The organism is Kaistella solincola (assembly GCF_000812875.1).
Classification (GTDB): domain Bacteria; phylum Bacteroidota; class Bacteroidia; order Flavobacteriales; family Weeksellaceae; genus Kaistella; species Kaistella solincola.
Map to the genome: position 1 here is coordinate 35,771 of NZ_JSYK01000004.1, position 12,921 is coordinate 48,691.

The following is a 12,921-nucleotide window of genomic DNA, read 5'->3' on the forward strand; positions in this document are numbered from 1 at the left end:
CCTTTTTTCATAAATTTAGAAAATAATAAAAGGCTGTTGCTTAGCTTAGTGCAAAATTGAAAGTTTCGGTTTTCTAATCCGCCACTATCGCCAATACGCGGCCCGTTAGCGGTAACCTTATGACGACCATAGTAAAATGACAAAGGAAAAAAAGAACATACAGAAAACTGACGGAGGAATTTTTCGAATATTCGAATTAATTACGGAATCGATTGGTTGGTTACAAATAGTTGCTTCTCCTCTTTTGATTGGACTAATTGTAGGTGCAATTATCTATTTTCCTGATCCAACAACGACAAGACTTGCTTTGGTAGCGACCTTGGGACTTGTTATAGGTGTAATTTGGGCGACAAAACAATGGAAAGGAAAAGGAACTATTTGGTTTATGTCAAGAATAATGGCGACACCTGAATTGGACAAACCAGACGAAGAAGTTAAACCAAACACTGGAAGCAATGACGGACAGAAAGGCAACCGCTAACAGCACATTGGCTATAGGCGGGGTTTCGTCTCCGCTTGACAGTTTTGTGGTAGCCGAAAGTTCAGTTCTCCGAACAAACTTCTGTGCTGAAAAGCCCGCCCATCGCCAATCTGCCAAACGTTAGCCACAATATTTGAAAAACGCAATGAAGTTAAAATTTTTCTTTCTATTCATTACAATGTTATTTATACCCAAATTTTATTCACAGGAAATAGAATATCATGTTTTAATGATTGGCAAGCCTCAAGAAATATTTTTAAAAAAAGACCTAAATAATAATTACAGTGGAAAAATTATTACTAAATTTTATAAACCTTGTAAATACTTTTTAGGAATTACGTTACGAAAGTATAGTGAAATAGAAATCAAAACTAATTTGGATTCTACTATTGTAAAAGAAACAATTAATGATTTAAATAAAGCTGGAATTAATAGTCTTGAGAAATGTGATTCGAATGAAGAATGTAAATCAATCAAATTTCTAGATAGTGATTTTCTTGTTTTCAAAATAAATACTCAAAACTCATCCGAGACATTTGAATTTTCTGAAGTTTATCCTGAAGAATTGAATTCTAATAACATTGAAAAAAACTTTATAAGGAGAAAAGCTCAAATTTTAATTACACTTATCGACAATAAAATAAATTTAAAAGAACAATTTAGAATAGCAGAAAAAAATATATCAAATCCTTATTGTTACTCTTGTGGAGGAATTTCTTCATGTTGTATAGAATAATACTGCGGCTAACAGTGTATTTCTATTAGCGGGGTTGAAGTTTACATCATCAAGATTTTCGCTGTTTGTTTATTTCGTTATATTTACAAAAACAAGTTATCATAATCCCCGCCAACAGAAATACCCTACCGTTATCTGCTATGAACAAAAAGCGGTTATCAATATAAAGGATTAAAAAAATATAATATGAAAGAACATAAACTACCAATTCCAAAAGAAATATTATTAGCGCTCGCCATTATTGGATTTCTACTTGTAATTATTTGCACTTTTCTTAAAATTACTAACAAAGATTTCTCGGAAAATTATTCACAATTAGGGATTGGGATTGCTCTCCTATTTCAAATAGTTCCATGGTTTGTTGTGCTTATCGATTTGATAAGAAACCAAATAAAAAATAAAATCATGTGGTTTGTTGGAATGTTTGCATTCGGGTCTTTGACTGTGATTTTATATCTAATCAATCGGGAAAAACATTTAAGACTTTACAAAAGATTTGAAACAATCTAATAAAGTGGAAAAAATTTGTAGAACATAAAATAGAAATCACAGCAGATAACAGTGTATTTGCAAAAAACGGGGTTAAAATTTTACTTTGAGAATTTAGTTTTTAATATCCGCAAAAATGCTTTTCATATTTCAATTTTTAGTAAATTAGAAATCCGAAAAAGCCTTTGCTCGTGGAGGTTTTTCTTACCACTTTTGGTTTGCAGTAGTCCGTACTTCGCAAAAAGGACAACAATCATTACCACGTGCCGCTTACGCTTTCGGCGTTCAGATACTCCACGTACAGAGGGAATTAAAATTATTGCGAAGAAAAAAGGCGGCCTTTTTTTACAAGCCACAGCAGAATTTCTTGCGGTGGCTTTTTTCTTGACTAAAGTGAAAAAAAAATGCCGTTTAAGCGGCAAATTTTTCTGAATATTTGGACAACATTAAAGCATAAGTTCTGTGGAAAATATTACCTGCTAAAAGGCTAAATTTTTAAATTTTAGTACTGAATAATTTCTGAAATAATTATAGTATATTCAACTTCTAATAACTGCAGATTTTTATGATTAAACTTTACTTTTTTATTTTTTCTCTCTTCCTTTTTTCCTGTAAGGCGCAACAGAGCAATTCTGTAAAAATAAATTCTGAAATTAACAAAGAATATCTGGCTAGTAGAAAATCGTTCGTCGGAAAACTGTCTCCGGAAGAATATAAGGAAATTCGAAAGCTTATTACCGATGAACTACAAACGCAAGTTCCAGCTGGTAAATCAATTTTAATTAATTTTGATCAATATGGTGTAAACTGTTTTGGAAGTAAGCATAACGAAAAAACCGCTATGGCCGTTATCGATAGAAGAGTTAGCATCTCTGCCAGAATTTCAAAAGAAAATAACGCACAGGATTTTTTTGTTTATACCACTAATGTTTTGAATAAGCACCGGTATGAGAATAGAAAAAATTTCCTGCTGGATTCCGGTTTTTTTGCGAAATATATTTTTTCGCTGAATGAAAACTGCAACGCGTTTTTTATCTTAAAACCAAACGGTGAGTTTATAAAATACTATGGAACAGATTACTATTCACAAGTTGAAAAATTCCTGAAGAAAAAATAAAAAAACCTCCAATTAACACGTAATTTTTTTTGCAGAAATCAGAAATTATTTATTAAAAATTTAAAAAAAATAACCATGAAAAAAAACGCATCTATAGTTATTTCTTTGCTTGCAACGCTGATACTTATTGCAATAGTCGCAAATTGGTTCTTACATTTTAGCGCTCAGGTCAATAACCTTATAAAGGTTTCAATGTTTATAGTTATCGGCATTGCTTTTATGATTTTCAGTTACGCTTTGTCCAATAAATTAAATAAATCGATCGTTTTTCTTTGCGGTGTTTATTTAATTGTGATGAATTTTCTCCCCGATAATGAAGTTATTTCGATAATTGGTATAATCTGTTTGGTGGTACCGATGCTAATTGGCAGATTTTCGCGTGAAATGCGGGAAATTGATTCAGAGGAAGAATAAATTTTATAAGCTCAAAAGCACTTTCACCTGAAATTGACTGTTTTGTCTATTTGTACTTGAAATAATGAGCATCATGCAAACTAAAACCCGATTTCAACGCGTATTAAACGGTGAAAATATTCCCTTTAGCGATCCGGAATATTCAAAAATTTTAAAACATTTAATTTCATAATCCTAAAGCCGAAATGCCAACTTTTGTACACCTTGCCGACGAACGCGACGCTGAGAAAATCCGGAAAAACGGCATAAAATCTCGCAAAAACTTCGGCGTTTACTGCATGCCGGTCATCCAGAATTTTTACCTTTCGCACCAGTGGCTGCGCGAGCTGAAAAGAGACGGTACCAAATCGATTGTCGGAGTGTATTTCAAAATGCCTTCGGCGGAAATGGTTTTCGCGGGCCGCTACGGGCAGCGTCACCGCCATATTACGGCTGGCGAGGCGATCAAAGAAATTATGGCTTTGGACGATGCGTTAGGTTATGAATTAATCGTGGACCGGAAAATCGAAGCAAAGGAAATTGTCGGTATTAAGCATTTGCCGCAAACCTTGGGTTGGCGATACATGCCGGACAGTCACAACAAAAAGCCGTGCTCCTGCGAATATTGTCTGAAAGGCACCATCAAAGGGCGCCGCACTTTCAACCGTCTGGATTCCGAAGAGTAAAACGTGGAAAAGAAAAAATACAGCTTTTATGCCCAAAAAAATCCGTCCGCCTTTCCCGGAATTTCCGGTTTTAATGAATGACAGAATTACGCTGCGACAAATTTCAGCTGCTGATCTTCAGTCATTAATTGAAATTTCTTTCTACGACGGAATTCCCGCGAAAACTTTCGAAGAAGCGCTTGCAATGAATAACAGAATAAATGAAGATTACGCGCGCGGAAATTCGCTTCATTGGGGACTTGTGGAAAATTCCTCCGGTGAAATTGCCGGAACCTGCGGCTTTTACCGCGGTTTTGAAAACGATGCCGGCGAGCTTGGTTGTGTTTTGCTTCCGCAATTCTACGGAAAAGGTTTAATGACTGCCGCGCTTCAGCTAGCCTGTGAATTTGGGAAAAATGTCCTCAAATTGCAGCATATTTTTGCCGTCACCACTTCTGAAAATCAAAAAGCAATTTCCCTGCTCGATAAACTTAATTTTGTAAAAACTGAAAATTTGCCCGAAAAGCAGGTAAAATTTGAACTTTTTTAAAGTGAAGTGAAGATATTTCTCACCGAAAAACAATTATAAACTTTTAAATCAGATAAATGAAAGTTACACCAGAACATAACGAAAAAATTGCCAGACTTACTTTTGCTTCGGTTTACCCGCATTATGTGGCAAAAGTTGAGAAAAAAGGCCGCACACAAGCTGAGCTTCACGAGGTTATCGAATGGCTGACTGGTTTTAATGAACAGAAAATCCAGGAACTCATCGACGAAAATGTCACTTTTAAAACCTTTTTTGAAAGTGCGAAACTGAATCCGAAAGCAGAATTAATTACGGGCGTGATTTGCGGTTACCGCATTGAAGAGATTGAAAACACGCTGACACGCCAGGTGCGGTATTTAGATAAGCTGATTGACGAACTCGCGAAAGGCAAAAAAATGGAAAAAATTCTGCGTCAATAAAAAACCAAAAAAATACGCGAAAAGGGACTAATTTTTAATGAAGTTGATTAAAAATTTTAATCCGTATTTTTATAGCTTTAAGCTTTCAAAATAATTTTTTAAATACTTTAGATTCAAAAATTTGCCCTTAAAACGGCAAATTTTTTCATTTTGCCCTGCAACTTTTTTCCGGAATTTTCTTGGTTTTACCTATCTTAGCGAGGGAAAAATCGAAATTTAAACTTTTAATTTTCGGAAAGGACGCAACAAATAATCTCAGCAGCAAAACTATAATTGATGAAAAAAATACGGAAATATTATCAGTGGACCACCTCGATACCATTGCTCGCATGCGTTTTATATCTGTCCGGATATTTAAATGATAATCTGGTTTTTCAGGCTATTGCCGGTGTTTTATTGATTTTCTGTGTCATGTCCGCGGTGCACCATTCCGAAATCATCGCGCATCGGGTAGGAGAGCCGTACGGAACGATTATTTTGGCGGTTTCCATCACGATTATAGAGGTGGCGATTATCGTTTCGCTCATGATCAGCGGCGGCGAAGAATATGCGCCCTTCGCGCGAGACACGGTATATGCTGCAGTTATGCTCATTTTAAACGGAATTGTCGGACTTTCTTTGTTCATCGGTGGCAATAAATTTCACACGCAGACTTTTTCGCCACATTCTGTAAGGATCGCGCTTGTCGCTTTAATTTCGATCGTTGCTTTCACCATGATTTTGCCCACTTTTACGAAAGGTCAAGCGGGTCCGTTTTACACTGAAGCGCAGCTTGTATTTGAATTTATCGCCTGTCTGGCGATTTATATCGCTTTTATTTCCGCACAAACCGGCAAACACCGTGAATACTTCCTCACCGAAACCGGCGACTCTCCCGAGGAAGATCACACTGGCGATGTTTCCAGACAGTCGTTGTGGATCAGTATTGTCTTTCTTTTAATCAGTCTCATCATCGTGGTTTTACTTGCAAAAGTGCTGACCATTCCGATTGAAGATCTCATCCTGTATTATGGTTTGCCGAAAAGTTTAGTCGGAATTATCATTGCCGCGATCATTCTTTTACCGGAAGGTATTGCAGCGGTGAATGCCGCGCGGTCTGATAAGCTCCAGACCAGCTTAAATTTAGCTTTAGGTTCTGCCATAGCAAGTATTGGTCTAACCATTCCGGCAGTTTCCCTCGCCAGTTATATTTACGGCTTTCCGCTAGTGTTGGGGCTGGATATCGTACCTATTATTTTGCTGGTAATATCCATATTTACCGTGCTTATTTCGCTTATTGGCGGCCGCAGCAACTCGGTATACGGCGTAGTATTGTTGGTGAATCTTTTAGCTTATATTTTCCTGACCATCAATCCGTAAAAAAAGGCGGTTCAAGCACGGATTTTTTTATTATTTAAGATTTTTTTTTCTGACCGAAATTTCTAACCGTTTGTAAACGCTTAATTATTAAATTTTTAAAGAAATAATTTTGCTGTTCGAATTTTTATATTTTACTTTGTAGTACAAAGTACTTTTAAAATTAATTTAAAAATAAATCAAATTATGAAAACGCTCACCAAAGAAAGATTAAATATCTATCGCATCATTTCGCTGATCATTACACTGGTCGGAATTGCATTACTGATATTTATGATCACCGTAGAAAGTGAGCCTGGACTTTTGCCGCTGCTGCTCTTTTTTTCCGGAATTTCAGCTACGCTTTACTTCCATTTAAAACTGAAAAATCTTGCCAAATAGCGGCGGATTTTTCTAAACTACATTTAAAAGAAAACACCTAAATACCTCAGAAAAAATGAAAACACTAGAAACATTCGAAAAGAATTCCAACAAAAGATTGGTTGGTTTATTGGTCGGCGTCGCTGCGATTTTATCGCTTTTTGCCATTTTGCAAGTCACCATCGGAACGGGAATCGACGGGCAGGGCTTTAACTGGAAACTTGACGATTTCGTTGTTATCGGCGGCTTGCTGCTTGGCACCGCTTTGCTTATCGAATTTGTCCTTCGAAAAGTAAAAACCCGCAATATGCGGATTTTAATCTGTACCTTAGTTCTGTTGGCTTTTGTCTTGATCTGGATTGATCTTGCCGTCGGAATTTTCAATATTCCCGGCTTTTCCGGCAGCTAAGTTGAGCTGAAAAAATTAAAGATCATCGCCCGAAAATTTCAAAATCGGGCGATTTTTATTTGTAAAATTAAATATGAAAAAAAAGTTATCCATCTTTCTTTGTGGTGTGTTAATGGTCGGCTTTTCTTCTGCACAAAAAAAGCAGATGAAATATTTTGATGAGGATTATGTTCAGATTCCCAAAAAGGAATTTAAAAAACGCCGCGCGACTTTTAATTATTTGGATTTGCCGGGAAATTCGCCAGACGAAAGAAAACTGGTTTACCGGGAAAATGCTGGACAGATTAACAGCAGGCCGGCGCTGCAAGCATTGCTGGAAAAGGAATTAAACCTCCAACTAGATGCTGAGAAACCTTTGGTTATCATTTTTCATCCCGGAAAAGATAGATGCAATTCAACCGGCTCTTCAACGCCGGAAGATATTCGATTTCGATACTTACAACTGGAAAAAGCGGTAATGGAAACCGCTCAGACCAAACCGATTTACATCTATAAAAATAAATCAGAACTTAAAACAAGTAGTGTAAATACATGGTATCAAGATCCGAAAGCAACGATTGAAAAGCTTTTCTTCAAAGAGCATTATCCTTGTGGTAGTTTTGTGGTTATTTCAAAAAACGGCGATTTCATCTCCTATTTTGGTGAATATTCTTACAGTCAGGTTCCTGAAGCGCTGCAGAATTTAGCGAAATAGTTCATTTAAAAATTCACAAAGAAACCGATGCCTCAAAAAATCCTTTCAGAATTCACCGATGCAGAACTTTTGCTCGAAAGTAAAAGAATGAAATCTATGCAGTTTATCAATGCGGTTTTATTTGGAGTGATGATAGGCGTTGCGACATACAGCACGGTGAAAAACGGTTTGGGCATTCTGACATTTTTCCCGCTGCTTTTCATCCAAATGCTGGTAAAAAACCGTTCACGCAAAAAAGGCGTGGATGCTTTTGTCAAAGAAAGAAATTTGCAGTAAAAAGCCGGATTAATTTAGTAGAAACTTTTCTGACATTCGAGAAAAATATCGTGCTTTTTAGCTGTTTTCTGCCAAATAATTGGAGAGTACTTTGTCTACCAGTTCTTCTTTCGTCAAATGGTGAAAAATGGTTTTCACTTGCTGTCTTACGTCCTCCGGAATCTCGCGGTTGGGTTTTGTTTTAAAAACTTTTTTCGCCCAAACCAGCGTGTTGTTCCATTCAATATCTTCTGCATTTGCTTTTTTAGCAGGATGAAATTTAATTCCTAATTCTCTTTCAAAATCCGCAATTTCTTTCACTTCTTCTTCCTGAATGATCGTCATGGAAAGTCCGTTTGCGCCGGCTCTTCCCGTTCTTCCACTTCGGTGTACATACGCTTCAGTCGTGTCTGGCAAATGATAATTTACAACGTACGCGAGTTCTTTTACATCAATTCCTCTCGCAACCAAATCGGTCGCGACCAGAATATCGATATAACCTTCACGAAATTGCTCCATAATTCGGTCGCGGATCCCTTGCGTTAAACTGCCGTGCAAGGCGCCGGAAGAAATTTTACGGATCGCCAGATTTTTCGCGAGTTTATTTACAGCGGCTTTTGTTTTACAGAAAATTATACCGCGCCCTCCTTCCCGCGAATTTAAAAAGTGGAGTAGCACATCTAATTTTTCAATAGGTTCTACTATAATATATTGGTGATCAATTCCCTCATGTCCGATATTCGCTCGATCAGCACTCAAGGAAACTGCATTTTTAGACATGTAATTGTGGACAATGTCTTTCAGTTCACCGGGCATTGTGGCGCTGAATAGATACGTTCGGCGATTTTTCGGAACCGCTTTCAAAATCTCCATCGAATTTTCCTTTAAAGCCTGAAACATTTCATCAGCTTCATCTAAAACTAAGTTTTTCAAGGATTTAATATCGAAAGCACCTTTTTCCAAAAGATCTAAAAAACGGCCTGGCGTCGCGACTATAATATGGGTGGGAGATTTCAGTTCTTCCAGTTGAGATTTTAAGGAATTTCCGCCGGTTATCAAAACCGTGGAAACTTCAGGCAAATATTTCGAGAAATCGGTTATATTTTTATAGATCTGTTGGCTCAGTTCTCTTGTCGGTGCTAAAATTAGGGTTTGAATCTCTTTGTTTTCCACATCCACCAACTGCAAAAGTGGCAAGGCAAAAGCAGCAGTTTTCCCTGTTCCGGTTTTTGCGAGTGCCACCACATCTTCTGCTTGCTCCAAAATTATCGGAATTACCTCTTCTTGAATGGGAGTGGCCACTGTAATTTCTAAATCGCGTAAAGCATTTTGAAGCGGATGAATAATTCCTAAGTCGGAGATGAGTCTGGACATGCGTATCTTTTTGCAAAGATAACCACACTATTCAGGAATTGATGGTTTTAGGCAGATAATTGATTTTTAAAAATATCGGGGTAAAATACCTAATTTTTCTAAAACCAAATTTTTCCCCTTTTTTGCCGGTATTTTTTCGGACCGGAAATCCAAAATTTTAAGTTAACATTTTTTCCTCTTCTTTGATTTAATTAAATTTACCACATGAGTAATTTTATCGATTTCGGCGCGGCCAAAAAGCTGAAGCAACTGCAGGAAAGTCAGAACAGAATCTGTAACTTATTTGATATCAAATACCCGATTGTGCAGGGTGGAATGATCTGGCATTCCGGTTGGCGGTTGGCGTCGGCGGTTTCTAACAATGGTGGTTTGGGCTTGATTGGTGCCGGAAGTATGTATCCCGATATTTTGCGCGAAAATATTCAAAAATGTAAAGCCGCAACCGACAAACCTTTCGGTGTTAATGTGCCGATGCTTTACCCAAATATCGATGAAGTCATCCAGATAATTTTGGAGGAAAAGGTGAAAATTATTTTCACTTCCGCAGGAAATCCGAAAACCTACACCGAAATGCTTCAAAAAGAAGGTTTGAAAGTGGCGCACGTGGTTTCCTCCACGAAATTTGCCATGAAATGCGAAGATGCAGGCGTAGACGCCATTGTGGCGGAAGGTTTTGAAGCGGGCGGACATAATGGGCGCGATGAAACCACTACTTTGTGCCTTCTTCCAAACATGAAAAAGCACATTTCGAAACCGCTGATCGCGGCGGGCGGAATCGCGCTGGGTTCTCAAATGAAAGCGGCGATGATTTTGGGTGCGGACGGCGTGCAGATCGGTTCCCGTTTTGCCGCAACAGTGGAGGCGAGCTCCCACGAAAGTTGGAAAAGTAAAGTGGTTTCGTTGGGCGAGGGTGACACGCATTTAACCTTAAAGGAACTGGCGCCGGTGCGTATGGTTAAAAATAAATTCTTTTACGAACTCGAAAAATTATACGACCAGGGGCGTGATCCCGAAGCATTGCGTGAAACCTTAGGCCGTGCGCGCTCAAAACGCGGCATGTTCGAAGGTGATTTGGAAGAAGGCGAATTGGAAATCGGGCAGGTTTCGGCGTTGATTGAGGAAATTTTGCCCGTGGAAAAAGTGTTCGAAAATCTGCTTCTCGAATATCGGGAAGCGACTGCAATAGACTTATAGAAAAAATTCCGTTTCAGATTTGAAACGGAATTTTTTTGTTAATATGAAGTGTGGTGTACGGTTTTAACTTAGATCGGACGTCGCGCGCTTTGTTTTTTACCGGTAAATTTTTTCATCACGTAACCTAAAATCATTGGTGCCGCGAAAATTAAAGCTCTTCTCAATAGTGTTCCCATAATAATTTATTTTTGTTGGAAAGTCATTTGCAAAAATTTTGCCAAAAAAGCCCGGTATTTTTTTTAGCAGCAATAATTACGAGGAACGAAGCAATCCCAAGCTTCATATTTTAAATCGTTAACCTTGAACTTTCAACGCTTCTCCCTCAAAGGAAATGCTGTCCCAGCCAAACTGCTGGAAATTCCGGATGTTTTGGTGATCGCTTCCTTCCGGATTTTTCAAGATATCTGTTCTGTAGAAATCACCGAAAAGCGCCATCGTTTCCTTTTTCGAAAGTTGATGAAGTTTTGCAAAACTGAAAATCTTGCAGGAACCATTATTTTCACCCGCCTCGTTCACTGTATTTCCATTGGTAAATTTTGTTGGTGTGAAATCGTAATTTTCGTCGATATAAGCAATGACTTCTTTAAAGTCGATGGTTTCCGGCGAGTTTTTGAGGTGTTGTAGGAGCATTTTATTTTTTTAGCATTCAAAGTTCAAAATTTTTGACGGATTACAAACAAGCTTCGCAGGAATTATGGTGTTCTGGTGCTGTAATATGAGCGAAACTTGCTTATATTTGATTACTTGCGGCGATCACATTGATAGACACATACAACATAACACAGTTGTATTTGAACTGTTTTTTGAGACATATAATCAAATACCGACAAGTCTAAAGTGTGCTAGTATGAGAGAAGTTAATTTAATTTCGATAGTCGATTGTTTTAAATATCTAAGTGCTGAACTTTTTCAAAATTATCTCAGTTATTATTCTGTGAAAATTAAGGATAGTGAGATTGATGACCTTTCAAAATTTCTAATTGAAATAAAAAAAATCAACCAAAAAATTAGCAATTTCGATATGTACTTTGTAGGATATGTAATACCTCAAATAAGCAAAGAATTTGACCTATTAAGATTTGACAACGACACAATTCTAAACATTGAAATTAAGAGGGAAGGCACACCTCAAAATAAAAAAACAATTAGAACAAAACAAATATTATTTAAGCTTCTTGAACAGAGAAATCCACTGTTTCACATATATTTCATCCGAGAACAAGCTTTATACAATTGATGGCAACAATCAAATAACTGAGTCTAATATTAGACAATTATTAACTATTATTGCCTCTCAAAATCCTGAAAAGATTTCAAATATTGACTTCCTTTTTAATCCGTCAAATTATTTAGTGTCGCCATTTAATTCAACAAATCAATTTATAAAAGGTAAATATTTTCTTACCACTCATCAAGATAATATCAAAAAAGAAATTTTACAAGAAATTAATACACAAAATATGTCTATTCTGTCTATAAAGGGAAAAGCAGGAACGGGCAAAACATTACTAGTTTATGACATTGCAAAGGAATTTTTTGCAAATAACGAAGTTTTACTAATTCACTGTGGGCAGTTAAACGAAGGACATCTTCAACTTATTGAAGAGTATAATTGGGAAATTGTTTCTGCAAAATATGTTTTTGCACAAGATTACTCAAAATATAAACTTATAATTGTAGATGAAGCACAGAGAATATATCCAAATTTTTTTGATAAAGTTATTAACGAGGTAAAACACAATAATTCAAATTGTATTTTATCCCACGACGAAGAACAAACTTTAAGCAAAAATGAGATAAATAATAAAATTATTGATAAAATTGAAAATGTAATCACAAGTTGCACTTTTGAACTGACAAATAAAATCAGAACAAACAAAGAAGTTTCCAATTTTACCGACTGTCTTTTCAATAAGGACAAAAAATTCACCAAACAAGAAAACACCAGTGTCGAAATTACTTACCTGCAAAATTTAGAAGAAACTATGGATTTCATTAATTATCTTCAAAACAGCAGTTGGAAAATAATAAACTATACACCAGACGGATATAAAACACCACCATATGAAAGATTTAAGATAATTGGGGAAATGACAAATTCGCACAGAGTAATCGGACAAGAATTTGATAAAGTCGTTGCTGTAATTGATGAACATTTTTATTACAAGAATAATAAACTATCAACTAGAGGATATTCCAAAAAACCTTATTATCATCCCACAAAGATGCTGTATCAAATAATTTCAAGAACTAGATTGAAACTTCATTTAATAATATTTAGAAATGAAGAAATATTAGCAAGATGTTTGGAGTTAATAAAATAAAACGAATTGGCAAAACAAGATATTTGTACAAGCGGGTTGAAGTTTTCATCGAAAATTTTTAGCGATTAATAAATCTTTGCTAGTGGAAAGTTTTCGTGTTTTTAG

Annotated in this window: 17 protein-coding genes and 1 pseudogene; 16 read left to right on the forward strand and 2 right to left on the reverse strand. The window is 36.5% G+C overall.

Going from position 1 to position 12,921, the window contains the following annotated elements; translation table 11 throughout:
- Positions 1-136: 136 nt before the first annotated feature.
- The 14 genes and pseudogenes from OA84_RS10430 (at position 137) to OA84_RS10495 (ending at position 7,945) form a co-directional block, all read left to right on the forward strand.
- Positions 137-481, forward strand: coding sequence for a hypothetical protein (locus OA84_RS10430; protein WP_039346176.1), 345 nt, complete (start codon positions 137-139; stop codon positions 479-481).
- Between the two features lie 145 nt (positions 482-626).
- On the forward strand, positions 627-1,217 hold the full coding sequence (locus tag OA84_RS10435; protein WP_156965072.1) for a hypothetical protein: 591 nt from the start codon (positions 627-629) through the stop codon (positions 1,215-1,217).
- A gap of 186 nt (positions 1,218-1,403) precedes the next feature.
- Positions 1,404-1,727 carry a hypothetical protein gene (locus tag OA84_RS10440; RefSeq protein WP_039346190.1) on the forward strand — a complete coding sequence of 108 codons (324 nt, stop codon included), beginning with the start codon at positions 1,404-1,406 and terminating at the stop codon, positions 1,725-1,727.
- Between the two features lie 227 nt (positions 1,728-1,954).
- A pseudogene (locus OA84_RS11580) lies at positions 1,955-2,020 on the forward strand (hydroxyisourate hydrolase); the annotation flags it as partial.
- A 251-nt stretch (positions 2,021-2,271) separates the two neighbouring features.
- Positions 2,272-2,823 carry a hypothetical protein gene (locus tag OA84_RS10450; protein WP_039346211.1) on the forward strand — a complete coding sequence of 184 codons (552 nt, stop codon included), beginning with the start codon at positions 2,272-2,274 and terminating at the stop codon, positions 2,821-2,823.
- Between the two features lie 75 nt (positions 2,824-2,898).
- Positions 2,899-3,237 (forward strand): hypothetical protein, encoded by a 339-nt coding sequence (locus OA84_RS10455; RefSeq protein ID WP_156965073.1) that lies wholly within the window; start codon positions 2,899-2,901, stop codon positions 3,235-3,237.
- Positions 3,238-3,422: 185 nt separating this feature from the next.
- The gene (locus tag OA84_RS10460) at positions 3,423-3,902 is read left to right on the forward strand and encodes a hypothetical protein (RefSeq protein WP_039346214.1); all 480 of its coding nucleotides are present in this window, start codon (positions 3,423-3,425) and stop codon (positions 3,900-3,902) included.
- A 28-nt stretch (positions 3,903-3,930) separates the two neighbouring features.
- On the forward strand, positions 3,931-4,431 hold the full coding sequence (locus OA84_RS10465; protein WP_039346216.1) for a GNAT family N-acetyltransferase: 501 nt from the start codon (positions 3,931-3,933) through the stop codon (positions 4,429-4,431).
- 56 nt (positions 4,432-4,487) lie between these two features.
- Positions 4,488-4,850 carry a DUF2200 domain-containing protein gene (locus OA84_RS10470; RefSeq protein WP_039346218.1) on the forward strand — a complete coding sequence of 121 codons (363 nt, stop codon included), beginning with the start codon at positions 4,488-4,490 and terminating at the stop codon, positions 4,848-4,850.
- Between the two features lie 276 nt (positions 4,851-5,126).
- A complete protein-coding gene (locus OA84_RS10475; RefSeq protein ID WP_039346220.1) occupies positions 5,127-6,209 on the forward strand; it encodes a calcium:proton antiporter in 1,083 nt (360 codons plus the stop codon).
- 183 nt (positions 6,210-6,392) lie between these two features.
- Positions 6,393-6,587, forward strand: coding sequence for a hypothetical protein (locus tag OA84_RS10480; protein WP_039346222.1), 195 nt, complete (start codon positions 6,393-6,395; stop codon positions 6,585-6,587).
- 55 nt (positions 6,588-6,642) lie between these two features.
- The gene (locus OA84_RS10485) at positions 6,643-6,975 is read left to right on the forward strand and encodes a hypothetical protein (protein ID WP_039346224.1); all 333 of its coding nucleotides are present in this window, start codon (positions 6,643-6,645) and stop codon (positions 6,973-6,975) included.
- A 73-nt stretch (positions 6,976-7,048) separates the two neighbouring features.
- Positions 7,049-7,669: a hypothetical protein gene (locus tag OA84_RS10490; protein ID WP_039346227.1), complete on the forward strand. Its 621-nt coding sequence runs from the start codon at positions 7,049-7,051 to the stop codon at positions 7,667-7,669.
- Positions 7,670-7,696: 27 nt separating this feature from the next.
- Positions 7,697-7,945, forward strand: a complete 249-nt coding sequence (locus OA84_RS10495; protein ID WP_039346231.1) for a hypothetical protein — start codon at positions 7,697-7,699, stop codon at positions 7,943-7,945.
- 57 nt (positions 7,946-8,002) lie between these two features.
- Here the strand turns inward: OA84_RS10495 and OA84_RS10500 are convergent, their stop codons facing one another.
- Complete coding sequence (locus OA84_RS10500; RefSeq protein ID WP_052252198.1) at positions 8,003-9,298, reverse strand: DEAD/DEAH box helicase; 1,296 nt, start codon at positions 9,296-9,298, stop codon at positions 8,003-8,005.
- A 204-nt stretch (positions 9,299-9,502) separates the two neighbouring features.
- Between OA84_RS10500 and OA84_RS10505 the strand changes: the two genes are divergently transcribed.
- Complete coding sequence (locus OA84_RS10505; RefSeq protein ID WP_052252199.1) at positions 9,503-10,492, forward strand: NAD(P)H-dependent flavin oxidoreductase; 990 nt, start codon at positions 9,503-9,505, stop codon at positions 10,490-10,492.
- A gap of 294 nt (positions 10,493-10,786) precedes the next feature.
- Here the strand turns inward: OA84_RS10505 and OA84_RS10510 are convergent, their stop codons facing one another.
- Positions 10,787-11,122, reverse strand: coding sequence for a HopJ type III effector protein (locus tag OA84_RS10510; protein WP_039346233.1), 336 nt, complete (start codon positions 11,120-11,122; stop codon positions 10,787-10,789).
- A 473-nt stretch (positions 11,123-11,595) separates the two neighbouring features.
- Between OA84_RS10510 and OA84_RS10515 the strand changes: the two genes are divergently transcribed.
- Positions 11,596-12,816, forward strand: coding sequence for an ATP-binding protein (locus tag OA84_RS10515; protein ID WP_156965074.1), 1,221 nt, complete (start codon positions 11,596-11,598; stop codon positions 12,814-12,816).
- Positions 12,817-12,921: the final 105 nt, after the last annotated feature.